The organism is Acidovorax sp. (assembly GCF_034519795.1).
Lineage (GTDB): Bacteria > Pseudomonadota > Gammaproteobacteria > Burkholderiales > Burkholderiaceae_C > Acidovorax.
Window position 1 is genome coordinate 109,025 of sequence record NZ_JAXHOB010000001.1, and the last position, 17,484, is coordinate 126,508.

A 17,484-nucleotide genomic window follows, 5' to 3' on the forward strand; every position below is an offset into this window, starting at 1 on the left:
CCGCATCCAGGCAGGGCCTCGCGGCCGGCGCCGCAGCGCCCCGGGCCACGGATTTCCCGTGGGATTCCCAACTGGGCGCCGCCAGTGCACCCTCAACAGCTTCAAAACCGCCGGGTGTCCAGCGGCCGCCAAGCCGCTTCAGCATGATGTCGGCCGCCTTCATGCCCCCCGCACGTCCCGTGTGGGAGATGCTGCGCAACTATCCCGGCCCCTCGGTGGCGGGCATCGACGCCGATGTGGACATGCTGGTTGCACTCAGCTACTGCGAGTACAGCGGTGACCTGCCAAGGCTGCTGTGGGAGGGCCGGTCCCAGGGCACTGCATCGGCGGCCCAGCTGAAGGAGCTCGATACCCGGCATGCACAGGCCACTGCGCTGTGTGCGCGGTTGTCGGACAGCGACTATGCGTTGCGCACCGAGATCCTGCGTCTGCACGCGCGGGCCGGCAATGTGGACGCGCAGCTGCACTTCCAGTACGTGGGGCCCACCGGCCGCCATGGGCCCGAAGGCTTCGCGGGCGTGCCCCAGAGCGACGCCCAACTGGCGGCCTGGTACCAGGAGGTACTGGGCTATGCGAAGCAGGCCCTCGTGGAAGAGCCCCTGCCGGCCGTGAGCACCCTGGCGTGGCTCTACGACGCGGGCCCCAGCGTCCCGCCTGCCCCTGCGTATGCAGTCCACGACCCCGCGGAAGGCCATGCCTACCGCATCCTGCTGGCCCGCATGGTGCGCCACCCGCACGCCATGGCCGACTTCATGCAACGCGAGGTGGCCCGCCTGCCGCCCGATCAGGTGGCCCGGGGGCAGGCGCGCGCCGAAGCCATCGCCCAGGGCCTGGCTGCGCAACTCACGGCCCAGGGCAAGGACCTGCCCCGGGGCCTGCTGGGCCCGGCGGCGGTGCCGGCTACCGCAACGCCGCACCAGCCGCCGGTGCCCTCGCCGTTCGCAGCACAATAGCGGCTTGTCCTCGAACCCTACCACCACCTCCCTCCCCCCCGTGCCCGCACCGGGCGTGCGCCCCATCGATGTCGCGCTGCTGGCCAGCGTGTTCGTCGTGGCCGCCTGTGGCCTGCTCTACGAACTGGCGGCCGGTGCCCTCGCCTCCTATGTGCTGGGCGACTCGGTGCTGCAGTTCTCCACCATCATCGGCACCTACCTGTTCGCCATGGGCGTGGGCTCGTGGCTGTCGCGCTATTTCGAGCGGCAGCTGCCGGCGCACTTTCTGCGCGTCGAACTGCTGGTGGCGCTGATCGGCGGCGTGCTGCCGGCCACGCTGTTCCTGGCCAACGCCTACGCGCCCGGGGCCTTTCGCCTGCTGCTGTATGGCATGGTGTTCATGGTCGGCACGCTGGCGGGGCTGGAGATTCCGCTGGTCATGCGCATCCTCAAGCGCAACGTGGCGCTCAAGGACCTGGTCTCGCAGGTGCTGACCTTCGACTACCTGGGCGCGCTGGCCGTGTCCATGGCCTTCCCGCTGCTGCTGGTGCCGCAGCTGGGGCTCATCCGCACAGGTCTGTTGTTCGGGCTCATGAATGCCTTCGTTGCACTGTGGGCCGTCTGGCTGTTCCGCCATGAGCTGCGCCGCCTGCGCGCGCATGCCTTTGCCTGCCTGGCCGTGATCGCGCTGCTGCTGGCCGGGCTGGTCGGTGCGGACCACATCACCAGCTTTGCGGAGGACAAGTTCTACCAGGACCGCATCGTCATCAGCAGCGCCTCGCCTTACCAGCGCATCGTCGTCACCAATGGCAAGCTGGGCCACCGCCTGTACCTCAACGGCAACCTGCAGTTCGCCGAGCGCGACGAGTACCGCTACCACGAGGCCCTGGTGCACCCCGCGATGGCGGCGCACGGCGCGCCCCGGCGCGTGGCGGTGCTCGGCGGCGGCGACGGCATGGCCGTGCGCGAGGTCCTCAAGTACCCCTCGGTCGAATCCGTCACCCTGGTGGAGCTGGACCCGGCCATGACGCGCCTGTTCAGCGAAGACCCGACGCTCGCCCGGCTCAACGGCGACGCGCTGCGCTCGCCCAAGGTGCAGGTGGTCAATACCGATGCCTTCCGGTGGCTGCAGCACTGCAAGGCCCACGGCTGCGACGCGGCGGAAGACGTCTTCGACGTGATCGTGGTGGACTTCCCCGACCCGACCAATTTTTCCATCGGCAAGCTCTACACCAACAGCTTCTACGCGCTGCTGGACAAGCGCCTGGCGGCCAGCGGCTACGCCGTGGTGCAGACCACCTCGCCCCTGGTGGCGCGCCAGAGCTACTGGACGGTGGTGCAGACGATGGAGTCGGTGGGTCTGAAGACGGCGCCCTACCACGCGCACGTGCCGAGCTTCGGCGAATGGGGCTTCGTGGTGGCCAGCCGCCGCCCCTGGCGCATGCCCGAAGCGTTGCCGGCGGACCTGCGCTTCCTGAGCATGGGCACGCTGCCCCTGCTGTTCGACTTTCCGCTCGACATGGCGCGCCTGCCGGCCGAGGTGAACCGCCTGTCCAACCAGGCCCTGGTGCACACCTACGAGCGGGAATGGGGCAAGGTGGTCGGGCATTAGTCTCCCCCTTGAGTCGCTGCGCGCCTTCCCCCTGAGGGGGACGCCCCCAGCGCGGCGGGGCGGCCCTTGCGCGGGGGCGCTGGCCTGGGCCGCGCCAGTTGTGGGGACCTGGGGTTAGGGGCCTGCGCTGTTGCATCCATGCCGCGCGGATGTAACAAACCCGGGAGTTGGGGGGGTTACAGGGCACGTGGGTCAATCGCTCACGGGCTTCCCGGCAGAATGGAAACCAACGCTTACATTCTTCCGTCCGATGTTCGAGAGATTCTTCGTTGTCGGCGCAGAGCGGGATCTACAGAACCTTTGGGGGCACGACCCCTGGCTGGTGGCCCTGTCGGTCGCGCTGGCGATCGCCTCTTCCCTCATGGCGCTGCATCTGGCAGCGCTGGCCTTGCGCGCGCCCGACCGCTTGCGCCGCAACCTCACGGTGGCTTCCGGGGCGGTGGCGCTGGGCGGGGGCGTCTGGTCCATGCATTTCGTGGGCATGCTGGCGTTCGACCTGTGCGCCAATGGCCATTTCGAGCCCTGGGTCACGGCGCTGTCGTTTCTTCCCAGCCTGGTGGCCTCGTGGATCGCGTTGCACGTGCTCACCCAGGAGCAGCCCACCCGCCGCGCCATCACCTGGGGTGGTGCCCTGGTGGGCGCGGGAATCGGCGTCATGCACTACGCCGGCATGTCGGCATCCGATGCGGCGCCACTGATCCGCTACGACGTGGGCGGCTTCCTGGCCTCCCTCGTGTTCGCGGTGGGCATGGCCATCCTGGCGCTGTGGCTGCGCTTCGGCATGCAGCGCGCCTGGACGGGCCGACCCTGGCTGAGCACGCTGCTGGGCGGCCTGGTGCTGGGCCTGGCGATCGCCGGCATGCACTACATCAGCATCGCGGCCGTGCGCGTGTCCGGCAATGTGCCGGACCTGGGGTCGGTGCCAGAACAGGCCTGGTACATGGCACTGGCCATCGCCCTGATGGCCGTGCTGGTGGGCTTGGTGGTCACCACCGTCAACATCGGCCTGCGCGTCCGCTGGCTGCTGCGCAGGTCCGAGCAGAGCGAATCGCGCCTGCGTTCCGTGGTGGAGACGGCGATGGACGCCATCATCATGGCCGATGCGGATGGCACCATCCGCTCCTTCAATGGCGCCGCGCGGCGCATGCTCGGCTGGACCGCCGAGGAAGCCGTGGGCCGGCCCGTGCGCATGCTCGTGGACCCCGCCTATGCCGACACGCCGCACAGCTACCTGCCGCGCGACCTGTCCCGGGGCCAGGCGCGCCAGGTGGGCAAGGACAAGGACATCCACGTGGTGCACAAGGATGGCACCCTGGTGCCGGTGCGGCTGGTGGTCGGCCGCGTGGACCTGCCCGGCCCGCCCGTGCTGGTGGGCTTCCTGACCGATCTGACCGAGCGCCGGGCCATGGAACAGGAGCGCCAGCGCGGCGAGGAGCAGCTGCGCTCGCTGGTGCGCAACATCCCGGGCGTGGCGTTTCGTTGCCGCTACGACGCCGACTGGTCCATGCTGTTCATCAGCGACGCGGTCGAAGCCCTCACGGGCTGGCCGGCCGAGGACTTTCTGCAGCGCCGCGTCTCCTTTGGCCGCATCGTCCACGAGGACGATGCCGCGCGCATCGGTGAGCAGGTGGCGCGCGCCCTGGCTGCGGGTGGGTCGTATGTGCTGGAGTACCGGTTGCACACGCGTGATGGGGGCGTCCGCTGGGTGTCCGAAACGGGCCGGGGTGTCGCGGGGCCGGGAGGTGAAGTCGAGTGGATCGATGGCGTGATCACCGACATGACGGCCTCCAAGGCGCAGAACGCCGAGTTCGTGGGCACGGTCACCGCCATCGGCCGCTCGCAGGCGGTGATCGAGTTCGATCTCACGGGCCGGGTGCTCACCGCCAACCGGAATTTCCTGGACCTCATGGGCTACACGCTCGCCGAAATCGAGGGCCAGCACCACCGCATCTTCTGCACGCCGGAGTACGCCGGCAGCCAGGCCTACCAGGCCTTCTGGGCGCGCCTGGGCCAGGGCGAGTTCAATGCGGGGGAGTACCTGCGCCTGGGCCGGGGTGGGCGCGAGGTCTGGATCCAGGCCACCTACAACCCCATCTTCGACGCGCAGGGGCGGGCCTTCAAGATCGTCAAGTTCGCCACCGACCTCACCGTGCGCCGGCGCATGGAGACCGACCTGCGCACGGCCAAGGAGCAGGCCGAGCATGCGGCGGCGGCGCGCAGCACCTTCCTGGCGAACATGAGCCACGAGATCCGCACGCCCATGAACGCCATCATCGGCTTCACCGAGGCGCTGCTCGACACCCCGCTCGAAAGCACCCAGCGCCGCCACCTGGGCACGGTGCACCATGCGGCGCGCTCCATGCTGCGCTTGCTCAACGACATCCTGGACACCGCCAAGCTCGAAAAAGGCGCGGTGGAACTGGAAGTGGCCGACTTCAGCCTGCGCGAGCTGTGCGAGCAGATCCTGGCCTCGCTGCGCATCAACGCCGCCAAGAAGGGGCTGGAGGTCGTGCTCGACTATCCCGAAGGCGTGCCCACGCATTGGCAGGGCGATGCCTTTCGCATCCAGCAGGTGCTGCTCAACCTGATGGGCAACGCCATCAAGTTCACGCACAAGGGCCGCGTCACGCTGCGCGTGGCCGGCGCCGATGCGCAGCTCGTGCTGCAGGTGGTGGACACCGGCATCGGCATCGACGCCGCCGGCCTGCAGCGCATCTTCGACCCCTTTGCGCAGGCCGATGCCTCGACCACGCGCCGCTACGGTGGCACGGGCCTGGGCACGACCATCGCCCGCCAACTGGCCGAACTGATGGGCGGCAGCATCGCGGTGGCCAGCCAGGTGGGCCAGGGCAGCACCTTCACCGTGCGCCTGCCGCTGCGCACCGGTCAGGCGCCAGTGGATACCGGCCCCTCGACGACCCGCGACTGGCTGCGCGCGCCCCTGCCCACGCTGCGCGTGCTGGCCGTGGACGACGTGCCCGCCAACCTGGAGCTGCTGCAGATCACGCTGCAGCGCGGCGGCCACAAGCTCACGGCCGTGGCCAGCGGCGCCCTGGCGCTGGAGGCCTTCGCGCAGGAGCGCTTCGACGTGGTGCTCATGGACCTGCAGATGCCCGACATGGACGGCCTGGAGGCCACGCGGCACCTGCGCAGCTTCGAGCAGGCGCGCCGGCGCAAGCCGACCCCCATCGTGGCCCTCTCGGCCAGCGTGCTCGAACAGGACCGCCGCAACGCCCGTGCCGCCGGCATGGATGGCTTTGCCAGCAAGCCGGTGGAGCCCGTGCGGCTCATGGCCGAAATCGCGCGCGTGATCGGCGTGCGCGAAGACGGCGGCGATCCGGTGTTCGCCGTGGCCAGCATCTTCGGTGCCCTGCCCCCTGGCGAGGGACGGCAGGCCGTGGCGCCCGCCCGGCAACCGGCGACGGCCCCTGTGGCACCGGCCATCGAATGGGACCGGGGGGTGCGGCTGTGGACGCAGGCGCGCTACCTGCGCGAGGCCATCGAGCGCTTCATGCAGGAGAGCGGCGTGGCGCTGGCCGGCTTGCTGTCCGCGCACCAGGCGGACGACTGGGACAGCCTGGCGGCGCGCGCCCACCGCCTGCGCGGTGCGGCCGGCAACCTGGCGCTGCCTGCGGTGCAGCAGTTTGCCGGCCAGATCGAGCAGGCCGCCCGCGAGCGCGATGCCGGTGCGGTGCAGGTGGCCCTGCTGGCCTTGGCCACGGCACTCGATGCCGTGGGCGGTGCCCTGCTCAGCCCGCAGGCGCCCGACGCGCAGCGCCAGGGTTCGGCGCCGGCACCGGCGCCCCTGCAGCAGGCCCAGCGCGAGCGCGTGCTGGCGGCCATTGCGGCCCTCGCCGCTGCCCTGGCGCAGGGGGAGCTGGCCGATGCGCCGCTGGCGGTGCTCGAGGGCGAGTTGCCCGCGGTCACGCTCAACAGCCTGCACGAGGCGCTCGACCGCTTCGACTTCGACGAGGCGCGCGCCTGCCTGCAGGCTCTGCAGCGCCATCTGCAGGCGCCGCTGCATCCGGGGGAAATGCATGCCTGAAAATCGGAACCCTCGCCCCCGGCACCCGAAGGAAGCCCCATGACGGCCGCCCCCGAAGACCATCGCCCGCGCCTGCTGCTGGTGGATGACGAACCCACCAACCTGCAGGTACTGCGCCACATCCTGCAGGAGGACTTTCGCCTGCTGTTCGCCACCGATGGTGCGCGCGCGCTGCAGATCGCCGCGCAGCAGCGGCCCGACCTGGTGCTGCTCGACGTGATGATGCCGCAGATGGACGGTTACGGCGTGTGCCAGGCCCTCAAGGCCGACCGCGCCACCGCGAACATCCCGGTGATCTTCGTCACCGCGCTCACCGAAGCGCAGGACGAGGCGCGCGGTTTCGACGTGGGCGGCGTGGACTACATCACCAAGCCCGTGAGCGCCCCGGTGGTGCGCGCCCGCGTGCGCACCCACCTGTCGCTGGTGCGCACCGAGGAACTGCGCGAGACGCGGCTGCAGATCGTGCAGCGCCTGGGCCGCGCGGCCGAGTACAAGGACAACGAGACGGGCATGCACGTCATCCGCATGAGCCACTTCGCCCATGTGCTGGCGCTGGCGCTGGGCCACTCGCCGGCCTGGGCCGAGGACCTGCTCAACGCCGCGCCCATGCACGACGTGGGCAAGATCGGCATCCCCGATGCTGTGCTGCGCAAGCCCGGCCCGCTCGATGCCGGCGAGTGGGAGACCATGCGCCGCCATCCGCAGATCGGTGCCGAAATCATCGGCGAGCACACCGGCGGCCTGCTGCGCCTGGCCCACTCCATCGCGCTCACGCACCACGAGAAGTGGGACGGCAGTGGCTACCCGCAGGGCCTGGCAGGCGAGGCGATTCCGGTGGAGTCGCGCATCGTCGCCCTGGCCGATGTGTTCGACGCGCTCACGGCGCGCCGACCCTACAAGGAGCCCTGGAGCATCGAGAACACCCTGGCCCACCTGCGCGCCCAGGCGGGCAAGCACTTTGATCCGGGCATGGTGGAGGTGTTCATCGCGCAACTGCCGCAGCTGCAGGAGATCCAGGCGCGCTGGAAGGACTGACCCCCCGTTGCTGGGGACTGGCTTGCGGGTGACGTAGAGTACGGCTCCATGTCCCTTGCGCCCCCCTCCCTCCCGCCATCTCCGCGACGCAGGCAACTGTTGCAGGCTGGCGCCCTGTTCGCCGCAGGCGGACTGTTGCAGGGCTGCGACAAGGCGCCGCGCACGCTCGAAGGCGGCTTTGCCGGCATCGACATGGAGCGCGGCCATGCGCTGCGCGACATGCTGCACAGGGGCACCCTGCCCGGGCCTTCCGTGGTGCGGCGCGCGCAGGTCATCATCGCCGGCGGCGGCGTGGCCGGCCTGGCGGCGGCGCGCGCGCTGCGCCTGGCCGGGGTGGAGGACTTCGCGCTGCTGGAGCTCGAAGACCAGGCCGGCGGCAACAGCCGCGGCGGCATGGTCGGCGGCATCGCCTGCCCCCTGGGCGCGCACTACCTGCCCGTGCCCGGCGACGATGCCAGCGAGGTGCAGGACCTGCTGGAGGAACTGGGACTGCGCCAGCGCGTGGCCGGCCGCTGGCGCTACGACGAGCGCCACCTGTGCCACAGCCCGCAGGAGCGGCTGTACTTCGAGGGCGAATGGCAGGAGGGCCTGCTGCCGGTGCACGGCGTGGGCGAAGCCACGCTGGCCCAGTACCGCCGATTTTCGGAGCGGGTGGATGCGCTGTCCAAGGCGGCGCGCTTCACCATGCCCATGCTCAAGGCCTTCGACGGCAAGCGGGCGCTGTCGCCCACGCACCAGGCGCTCGACGCCCTCTCCTTCGACGCCTGGCTCACGCAGGAGGGGCTCGATGATGCGCACCTGCGCTGGTATCTGGGCTACTGCTGCCGCGACGACTATGGCGCGGGCACGGCGCGCGTGTCGGCCTGGGCCGGCATCCACTACTTCGCCAGCCGCCATGGCTTCCATGCGCCAGGCGACGCGGGCAGCGACGACCGCGAGGGCGTGCTCACCTGGCCCGAGGGCAATGGCTGGCTCACGCAGCGCCTGGCGGTACCGCTGCGCGAAGGCGGGCAGCTGGCCACGGGCAGCAGCGTGCTGCGCATCACCGAGGGGCGCCATGGCGTGCAGGTGGATGCGCTCAACCATGCCTCGGGCAATGTCGAGCGCTGGCAGGCGCCGCGCTGCGTGGTGGCGCTGCCGGTGTTCCTGGCCGCGCGCGTGGTGCGCAACCCGCCGGCGTTCCTCACCGAGACGGCGCAGCGCTTGTCCTGGGCGCCCTGGCTGGTGGCCAACATCCACATCGATGCGCCGCTGGCCGACCGCGCAGGCGCCGCACCCGCCTGGGACAACGTACTCTATGCCGATGCCAACCCCGGCGGCCTGGGCTACGTGGACGCGGGCCACCAGCGCCTGGACCCGCGCCCCGGGCCCACGGTGCTCACCTACTACCAGGCCCTGGGCGATGTGCCCGATGGCCGCCAGCAACTGGCCACCCAGCCCTGGTCGCACTGGGCGCAGGCGGCCCTGCAGTCGCTGGCCGGCCCGCACCCCGACCTGGCCCAGCGCGCCACGCGCATGGACATTACGCGCTACGGCCATGCCATGTCCATCCCCACGCCGGGGCTGCTGGGCTGGCTGCACCAGCCGGGCCGCTACCGGGCGCCCGACAGGCGCGTGCGCCTGGCGGGCGGCGAGCGCGTGGCCGTGCTGCCCACGCCGGCCACGGCGCGCCTGGCGTTCGCGCACAGCGACTGGTCGGGCTATTCGGTGTTCGAAGAGGCCTTCACGCGCGGCCATGCGGCCGGGCTGGTGGCCGCCGGCTGAGCGGCGCTGGCATGGCAGGCGCGGCGCGCGAAGTGGAGGTGCACATCAGCGTGCCGCGCCAGCAGCTCGATCTGTATGGGGGCGATGCCCTGGTGCGCCGCTACGCCGTTTCCACGGCGCTGCACGGCGTGGGTGAGTCGCATGGCAGCGGCTGCACGCCGCGCGGCCTGCACCGCGTGCGTGCCAAGGTGGGCGCGGGCTGCGCCGCCGCCACCGTGTTCGTGGGGCGCCGGCCCACGGGCGAGCTGTATTCGCCCGAGCTTGCGGCGCAGCACCCGGGGCGCGACTGGATCCTGTGCCGCATCCTGTGGCTCACGGGTTGCGAGCCGGGTTTCAACCGGGGTGGCGCGGTGGATACGTTGCGCCGCTTCATCTACATCCACGGCTGCCCCGATGGCACGCCCCTGGGCATGCCCGCCTCGCATGGCTGCGTGCGCATGGCCAATGCCGATGTGATGGACCTGTTCGGGCGGGTGGCGGTGGGGACGCCGGTGCACATCGCGGCATAGCGCTGCGCCGCTCCCAGGGGCCGGGTGTCACGCGCCCGTCACGTGCGCCGGGCATCGTCGCCGGTTTACATTTCCTGCCGTCTGCGACCATGTCCCGACTCTCCTCCATTGCCGCCAGCGCCCTGCTCGCCTGCGCTGCCGCTGCTTCCCTCACCGCCCAGGCCCAGCAAGCCTACCCCGCCACGCTCGCAGGCCATGCAGTGATGCCCGCCATGAGCCTGGTGCCCGCGCCCAAGGATGCACCGCAGGACCTGCAGGTCAGTGGCAAGTTCACCACGGGCAAGCGCGTGGAGGCACTGGGTTCGGTCGAAGGCCTGTCGGGCGGCCGCCCCACCGGCATCTCGCTGCCTTTCGCCGGCCAGCCGCTGCAGGGCCACTCGGGCATCAAGCGCATGGCCGATGGTTCGTTCTGGATCCTCACCGACAACGGCGCTGGCGCCAAGGCCAATTCGCCCGACTTCATGCTGCACCTGAGCCACTACCAGGTGGACTTCAAGGCCGGCCAGTTCAAGCGCCTGGCCACGGTGTTCCTGCACGACCCGGACAAGAAGGTGCCGTTTCGCATCACCCACGAAGGCACGGACAAGCGCTACCTCACGGGTGCGGATTTCGATCCCGAGAGCTTCCAGTTCGCCGGTGGCGCGCTGTGGATCGGCGAGGAGTTCGGGCCCTACCTGGTCAAGGCCGACCTGACGGGCCGCGTGCTCGCGGTGTTCGAGACACAGGTGGACGGCAAGCCCGTGCGCTCGCCCGACCACCCGGCCATCACCACGGCCGGCGCGCCCGACGCCAAGGCCCCGGCCTTCGAGGTCAGGCGCTCCAAAGGCTATGAAGGCATGGCCTCGTCCAAGGACGGCAGCAAGCTTTACGCCCTGCTCGAAGGCCCGCTGTGGAACGAGGCCGGCAAGGCCTACGAAGCCGTGGACGGCAAGCAGTACCTGCGCGTGCTGGAGTTCGACGTGAAGACCGAGCAATGGACCGGCCGCCACTGGAAGTACGTGCTCGAAGCCAACCACCACGCCATCGGCGACTTCAACATGATCGACGCCACCACCGGCCTGATCATCGAGCGCGACAACGGCGAAGGCACGGCCGACAAGGCCTGCCCCGAAGGCGTCAAGCGCGCGGACTGCTTCCACGACCTGGCCAAGTTCAAGCGCGTCTACAAGATCGAGCTGACCGACGCCAACGTCGGCGGCCCGCTGCGCAAGGTGGGCTACATCGACCTGATGGCCATCCAGGACCCCAGGCGCCTGGCGAAGAAGCCGCTGAACAACGGTGTGCTCACCTTCCCGTTCTTCACCATCGAGAACGTGGACGTGGTGGATGGCACGCACATCGTGGTCGGCAACGACAACAATCTGCCCTTCAGCTCCAGCCGCGAGCCGAACAAGGCCGACGACAACGAGCTGGTGCTGCTCGAAGCGGGTGAGCTGCTGCGCGCGAAGTAAGCGCTGCGCTCGCTGCACAAAGGGCTGCCCTGTGGCAGCCCTTTTTCATGGCGGGCAGCGCGGCGCGGGGTCGGGTGGCAAAATCGGCGGCCCCACCCCGAAAGCCGCGCCACCATGTTCACAGGCATCGTTCAAGCCACGGCAGGCATTGCCGCCATCCATGACCGCGCAGGCCTGCGCACCTTCACGCTCGATTTTCCCGAGGGCTTCTGCCAGGACCTGGCCATTGGTGCCAGTGTGTCCACCGATGGCGTGTGCCTCACGGTGACCGAGATCCTCTCGCCGACACAGGCCAATTTCGACGTGATGCAGCAGAGCCTGAACATCACCACGCTGGGCAGCTACGGCCAGGGCGACCGCGTGAACGTGGAGCGCGCAGCCAAGGACGGTGCCGAGATCGGCGGCCACCCGCTGTCGGGCCACATCGATTTTTCGGGCACGCTGGACAGCGTGCGCGAGTTCGACAACAACCTGGTGTGGCGCGTGGCCGTACCGCCCGAGTTTCGCAGGTACGTCTTCGCCAAGGGCTACATCGCCATCCATGGCGCCAGCCTCACGGTGGCCGAGGTGAACCGCGCCGAGGGCTGGTTCGAGGTCTGGCTGATCCCCGAAACGCGCCGTGCCACGGTGTTCGAGGGCAAGAAGGCCGGCGACCGCCTGAACATCGAGATCGAGCGCAGCACCCAGGTGGTGGTGGACACCGTGCGCGAGGCCGTGCAGGAAAGCCTGGGCCGGCTGCAGCCCGTTCTCGAAGCCCTGCTCAAGGAAAAAGGCCTGTCGCTGGAAGACTTCGTGCAACCCCCAGCGCTGAAGAACCCTTGACCCCCGTGGTTCCCCGCGCTCTGCTGCCACGCGACCTGCCCGGCCTGCTGCAGGTGCAGCTGGCCTGCTATGGCGCGGGCTTCGTCGAAAGCGCCGAGGTCTTCGCGCGCCGGCTCGCCAGCCCGGCCAACTGCTCGCTGGTGCTCGAGCGCGCGGGCCAGGTCTGCGCCTACCTGGCGGCCTACCGCTCGGTGCAGGGCAAGGTCACGCCACTGCACGGCGACTTCGAGGGCCCGGCCGGTGCACCCGACACCCTGTACCTGCACGACATGGCGGTGCTGCCGTCCTGCGCGGGCCAGGGCCTGGCGCAGGCGCTGCTCACGCCCCTGTGGGCCCAGGGCGCCGCCTGGGGCCTGCGCCATACGGCCCTGGTCTCGGTGCAGGGCTCGCAGGGCTACTGGGAGCGCCACGGCTATGCCGTGCAGCCGCTGGCCGATGCGCTGCAGCGCGAGCGGCTGGCGAGCTACGGCGGGGGGGCCGTCTACATGGTGCGAGCGCTCGTGCCTTAGCCAGCGCTGCGGCCTGCTGCCGGCGGTGCCGCGCCCCAGAGCCCTGCGTGGGCCACCGGGCCTGTTTGAACGGCGCCACGGGCCGGGCATCCGTCGCAGGCCGTGGTCATAATGGCTGGCATGCCGAACCGCTGGAAACCCAATGTCACCGTGGCCGCCGTGATCGAACGCGATGGCCGCTTCCTGCTGGTGGAGGAAGAAACCACCGATGGCCTCAAGCTGAACAACCCGGCCGGCCACCTGGACCCCGGTGAGTCCCCCGCAGGCGCCTGTGCGCGCGAGGTGCTTGAGGAAACGGCGTTCGATTTCGAGCCCACGCACCTGATCGGCGTCTACCTCAACCGCTTCACCAAGACGCGCACGGGCGACGACCTGACCTACCTGCGGTTCGCCTTTGCCGGCACGCTGGGCACGCACCACGCCTGGCGCACGCTCGACGAAGGCATCGTGCGCACGGTGTGGATGACGGCTGACGAGATCCGCGCCTGCCCCGAGCGCCATCGCAGCCCACTGCTGCTGCAGTGCCTGGCCGATTACCTGGCCGGCCAGCGCTACCCGGTGTCGCTGGTGCACACCGATATCTCGGTGACCCAGACCTCGGGCTGACGCGCCGCAAATATTTGTGGGGCCGCATGTAACCCGCGGCGTGGATGGAGCGAAGTAACAGGCAGATCGCACGGCGCCGTGCGGTCTGAAAACCCCCTGTTTCGATCCTCCCTCACCTTTATGGAGCCTTCCACCATGCTGTCCACCTCGAATTCCTCCGCTGCTTCTGTCGCCCTGGCCGCTGCGCTGCTGGCGTTGTCGTCCGGTGCCTTCGCCGCTGACGCCCCCAAGGGCTCCAAGGGCGCGGCCATCGCCGCCAACGACAAGGTGCACTGCTACAACGTGCACGACTGCAAGGGCAACAGCGATTGCTCCACCGCCGAGCACAGCTGCAAGGGCCAGAACGCCTGCAAGGGCCACGGCTTCAAGGCCAAGACGGCCGCGCAATGCCTGAGCGAGAAGGGGACCATCGGCGATATCAAGGGCTGAGGCCCCTGGCGGTTGCGCCACGGCGCAGCCGCTTGCGCACCATGGCACACGACCCCATCGCCGCGCGCGGCACCGGCTTCGGCCTGGGCCTGCGCACCGCCCACTACGCTGATTTCCTCGCGCATCCCCAGCCGCTCGACTGGCTGGAGATCATCACCGACAACTACCTCATCGACGGCGGCAAGCCACTGGCGGTGCTCGACACGCTGCGCCGCGACTACCCCATGGCCATGCACGGCGTGGCCATGTCCATCGGTGCGGCGCAGGGCGTGGACCTGGCCTACCTGCGCCAGGTCAAGGCGCTGGCCGAGCGCATCGAGCCGCTGTGGGTGTCCGACCACCTGTGCTGGATCGGCCCCACCCCTGACCAGCAGCTGCACGACCTGTACCCGCTGCCCTACACCGATGCCTCGGCGCGCCACGTGATCGCGCAGGTCCGCCGCGCGCAGGACGTGCTGGGCCGCCGGCTGGTGCTGGAGAACGTCTCCAGCTACATCCGCTACGCGGGCGACAGCGCGAGCGAGTGGCAGTTTCTGGCCCACATCGCGCAGGAGGCCGACTGCCTGCTGCTGGTGGACGTGAACAACATCTATGTGAGCAGCGTGAACCACGGCTTCGACCCGCTCGCCTACCTTGATGCGCTGCCCGCGCAGCGCGTGCAGCAGATCCACCTGGCCGGCCATGCCGACCAGGGCGACCACATCATCGACACGCACGACCACCCCGTGGCCCAGCCCGTGTGGGACCTGTATTCGCGGGCCTGCGAGCGCTTCGGTGCCGTGGCGACCATGGTCGAGCGCGACGACCGCATTCCGCCGCTGGCCGAGCTGCTGGGCGAAATGGACGTGGCGCGGTCCATCGCTGCGGCGCACGTGACACCGGCCGGTATCGCAGGACCGGCCGCAGCGCCCTGGCCGCGTGGCCCGCTGTCCTTTGCCCCGCCCCTGCAGGTGCTGCAGCAGGACCTGGCCGGCCGCATCCTGGCCGAGCCACTGCAGGCCCTGGATGCGGAGGCCCCGGTCACGGGCCGCCTGGGCATCTACCACCATGCCTACCGCGCGCGGCTGTCCGAGGTGCTGGCCGACACCTACGCCAAGACTTGGCTCTACCTGGGCTCGGACACCTTCGACGGGCACGCACGCGACCATGCCGTGGCGCACCCGCCCACGGCGCGCAGCCTCAACCGCTATGGCGAGGGCTTTGTCGACACCCTGCGCGCGCTCTACCCGGACAACCCCGAACTGCATGAACTGGCCCAGCTCGACTGGGACCTGCGCACGCGCTTCGACGGGGCCGACGTGCCGGCGCTGGACGCGGCCACGGCTGCTTGCGCCGGCCCCTGGCTGGCGCGCGCCGGGGTGCTGCACCCCAGCGCATTGCTGCGCACGCTGGGCACCAATGCCGTCGCGCTGTGGAATGCCATCCACGCCGACGAAGACGTGCCCGAAGCGATGGCATTGCCAGCGCCTGTGACTTTGCTGGTGTGGCGCAAGGGCCACCAGCCGCACTTTCGCACGCTGGGTGCCCAGGAGGCGGTCTTCTTCCACCTGCTGCAAGCGGGTGCCTCGGTGGAGCAGGCCTGTGACCGCTTGCATGCGCTGGGGGCGATGCCCGGCACGGAGCTGCTCGCACAGTGGCTGGCAGGCCTGTTGCAGGAGGGCCTGGTGGGCCTGGATGCGGCACGCGGCAGCCACGGCGCCGAGGCGCTCGTTGAGGAGCGCGCGAGCGCAGGCTGAGACTCCCTGGCCGGTGCCAGGTCACACCCCTTTGGGCAGCAGCGCGGCCAGCGCCTCGCGCATCCAGCGCGCAATCAGCTGCTGGCGCTCGCGCGGCATGCGGTCCAGGGTCGATGCGACGCTGATGGCGGCCACGGGCGCGCCCTCGGCGTTGCGCACGGCCATGCCCGCGGCCAGCACGCCCTGGGTGGCGTGGTTGCCCACCACCGACCAACCGCGCTCGCGCGTGGCGCGCACCAGGATCGCGAGGCGCTCGGGCGTCATGCCGCCATAGTGCGGCAAGGCCTGTGCATTGGCCTCTATGCAGGTGGCCACCTCCTCGTCGGGCAGCGCCGCCAGCAGTGCCAGGCCGGCCGCGCCCACGCCCAGCGGTTGGCGCGTGCCCACCTGGATCACCAGGATCTGCACCGGGTGCGTGCCCACATGGCGCGCGATGCAGTGCGATGCGGCACCTTCGCGCACGATGGCGAAGGCCGCGTCGCCGCAGGCCCGGCTCACGCGTTCGAGCACGGGCGCCAGGCGCATGGCCATGTTGGGCAGCGCGGCGGGCGCGGCCAGGGCGGCCATGCGGGGTCCGGCCACGTAGCGGAAGCGCCCGCGCGGGGCCACATGCCCGCCCTCCAGCAGCGTGGCCAGCAGGCGGTAGACGGTGGCGCGCTCCAGCCCCGCGGCGCGGCACAGGTCGACCACGCGCAGGCCTTCGCGGCCGCTGGCGAGCACGGCGTCGAGTACCTGCAGGCCGCGGCGCAGCGTGCGGCTGCCGGGGTCCTCTTCGGCTTGTGGCGAGCGCGTGGCGGTGGATAGAACGTCCGGCAGGTGGACGTTTCGATTCGCAGGTCGGGAGGGCATGGGAAAGAATTTGTCCGTCGATGCAACCAGCATGCAGTGTGCCGCAGAGCCACGCCGCCGGGACGCGAAGACGGGATTTTCACAAGACACCAGGAGACAAGACATGACCTCGCACACCCCTGCCACCACCGCGCCGCGCCGGCGCCTTCTGGCCTTGGCCGCCGCTGCCATCGCCTGCACCGCCACCCTGCCCCTGCAGGCACAGACCACCGGCTGGCCGAGCAAGCCCGTCAAGCTGGTCGTGGGCTATGCAGCCGGCGGCGCCACCGACGTGATTGCGCGCCTGGTGGCCGTCAAGCTCGGCGACCAGCTCGGCCAGCCCGTGGTGGTGGACAACCGCGCGGGCGCCAACAGCAATGTGGGCGCCGAGAGCGTGGCGCGCGCCCCGGCCGACGGCTACACGCTCTACGTCTACACCATCGCCAACACCATCAACGCCTCGCTGTACCCCAAGCTCGGCTACGACCCGGTCAAGGACTTCGAGCCCATCGGCATGATCGCCAAGATCCCCAACATCCTGGTGGTCAACCCCAAGCTGCCGGTAAAGAACCTGGCCGAGTACGTGCGCTACGCCAAGGAGTCCAAGGACGGCATCACCTTCGCGTCCTCGGGCAGTGGCTCGTCCATCCACCTCTCGGGCGAGATGTTCAAGATGCAGTCCCAGCTCAAGATGCTGCACGTGCCCTACCGCGGCAGCGCCCCCGCCGTCACCGACCTGCTCGGCGGCCAGGTGGACTCGATGTTCGACAACACGCCCTCGGCCCTGCCGCATGTGCAGGCCGGCAAGCTGCGTGCCATTGCCATCACCAGCGCCCAGCGCTCGCCGCTGCTGCCCGACGTGCCCACGCTGGCCGAGTCGGGCTACGCCGGCTTCGACGTGCAGTCGTGGTTTGCCCTGGCCGCGCCTGCGGGCACGCCGCGCCCCGTGGTCGAGCAGCTCAACACCGCCCTCAACAAGGTGCTGGCCCTGCCCGAGGTGCGCAACCGCCTGCAGGAGCTGGCCGCTACGCCCGACTCCGGCACGCCCGACAAGATGCGCAGCTTTGCCGCCGCCGAGATCAAGCGCTGGCGAGAGGTCGTCAAGGCCTCCGGCGCCACCGCGGAGTAGGCGACGGGAAAAGCCCTCCTGGCGTCGTTGTTCCGTCTGACCGTACTGCCCGCGACGGAACGCCTAGCCAGGACCGC

14 protein-coding genes are annotated in these 17,484 nt (G+C 70.2%); 13 read left to right on the forward strand and 1 reads right to left on the reverse strand.

Annotated elements, in window-relative coordinates; genetic code table 11:
* Positions 1-161 precede the first annotated feature (161 nt).
* The 12 genes from U5N23_RS00530 (at position 162) to U5N23_RS00585 (ending at position 15,450) form a co-directional block, all read left to right on the forward strand.
* Positions 162-953: a hypothetical protein gene (locus tag U5N23_RS00530; protein WP_322590923.1), complete on the forward strand. Its 792-nt coding sequence runs from the start codon at positions 162-164 to the stop codon at positions 951-953.
* Positions 954-993: 40 nt separating this feature from the next.
* On the forward strand, positions 994-2,544 hold the full coding sequence (locus U5N23_RS00535) for a polyamine aminopropyltransferase (protein WP_416208556.1): 1,551 nt from the start codon (positions 994-996) through the stop codon (positions 2,542-2,544).
* A gap of 250 nt (positions 2,545-2,794) precedes the next feature.
* Positions 2,795-6,589, forward strand: coding sequence for a PAS domain S-box protein (locus U5N23_RS00540; protein ID WP_322590925.1), 3,795 nt, complete (start codon positions 2,795-2,797; stop codon positions 6,587-6,589).
* Between the two features lie 39 nt (positions 6,590-6,628).
* Positions 6,629-7,624, forward strand: coding sequence for a two-component system response regulator (locus U5N23_RS00545; RefSeq protein ID WP_322590926.1), 996 nt, complete (start codon positions 6,629-6,631; stop codon positions 7,622-7,624).
* 48 nt (positions 7,625-7,672) lie between these two features.
* Positions 7,673-9,388 (forward strand): NAD(P)-binding protein, encoded by a 1,716-nt coding sequence (locus U5N23_RS00550; protein ID WP_322590927.1) that lies wholly within the window; start codon positions 7,673-7,675, stop codon positions 9,386-9,388.
* Positions 9,389-9,399: 11 nt separating this feature from the next.
* Positions 9,400-9,897 carry a L,D-transpeptidase gene (locus U5N23_RS00555; RefSeq protein ID WP_322590928.1) on the forward strand — a complete coding sequence of 166 codons (498 nt, stop codon included), beginning with the start codon at positions 9,400-9,402 and terminating at the stop codon, positions 9,895-9,897.
* A gap of 89 nt (positions 9,898-9,986) precedes the next feature.
* Positions 9,987-11,348, forward strand: coding sequence for an esterase-like activity of phytase family protein (locus U5N23_RS00560; protein ID WP_322590929.1), 1,362 nt, complete (start codon positions 9,987-9,989; stop codon positions 11,346-11,348).
* A 114-nt stretch (positions 11,349-11,462) separates the two neighbouring features.
* Positions 11,463-12,170 (forward strand): riboflavin synthase subunit alpha, encoded by a 708-nt coding sequence (locus tag U5N23_RS00565; protein WP_322590930.1) that lies wholly within the window; start codon positions 11,463-11,465, stop codon positions 12,168-12,170.
* Between the two features lie 5 nt (positions 12,171-12,175).
* Positions 12,176-12,679: a GNAT family N-acetyltransferase gene (locus U5N23_RS00570; RefSeq protein WP_322590931.1), complete on the forward strand. Its 504-nt coding sequence runs from the start codon at positions 12,176-12,178 to the stop codon at positions 12,677-12,679.
* A gap of 120 nt (positions 12,680-12,799) precedes the next feature.
* Positions 12,800-13,285, forward strand: a complete 486-nt coding sequence (locus tag U5N23_RS00575) for an NUDIX hydrolase (protein WP_322590932.1) — start codon at positions 12,800-12,802, stop codon at positions 13,283-13,285.
* 135 nt (positions 13,286-13,420) lie between these two features.
* Complete coding sequence (locus tag U5N23_RS00580; protein ID WP_322590933.1) at positions 13,421-13,714, forward strand: hypothetical protein; 294 nt, start codon at positions 13,421-13,423, stop codon at positions 13,712-13,714.
* A gap of 41 nt (positions 13,715-13,755) precedes the next feature.
* Complete coding sequence (locus tag U5N23_RS00585; RefSeq protein ID WP_322590934.1) at positions 13,756-15,450, forward strand: DUF692 family multinuclear iron-containing protein; 1,695 nt, start codon at positions 13,756-13,758, stop codon at positions 15,448-15,450.
* Between the two features lie 21 nt (positions 15,451-15,471).
* Here the strand turns inward: U5N23_RS00585 and U5N23_RS00590 are convergent, their stop codons facing one another.
* The gene (locus U5N23_RS00590) at positions 15,472-16,299 is read right to left on the reverse strand and encodes an IclR family transcriptional regulator (protein WP_322590935.1); all 828 of its coding nucleotides are present in this window, start codon (positions 16,297-16,299) and stop codon (positions 15,472-15,474) included.
* Positions 16,300-16,402: 103 nt separating this feature from the next.
* Here U5N23_RS00590 and U5N23_RS00595 point away from each other — a divergent pair, with 103 nt between their 5' ends.
* On the forward strand, positions 16,403-17,407 hold the full coding sequence (locus U5N23_RS00595; RefSeq protein WP_322590936.1) for a tripartite tricarboxylate transporter substrate binding protein: 1,005 nt from the start codon (positions 16,403-16,405) through the stop codon (positions 17,405-17,407).
* The last annotated feature ends 77 nt before the right edge of the window (positions 17,408-17,484 follow it).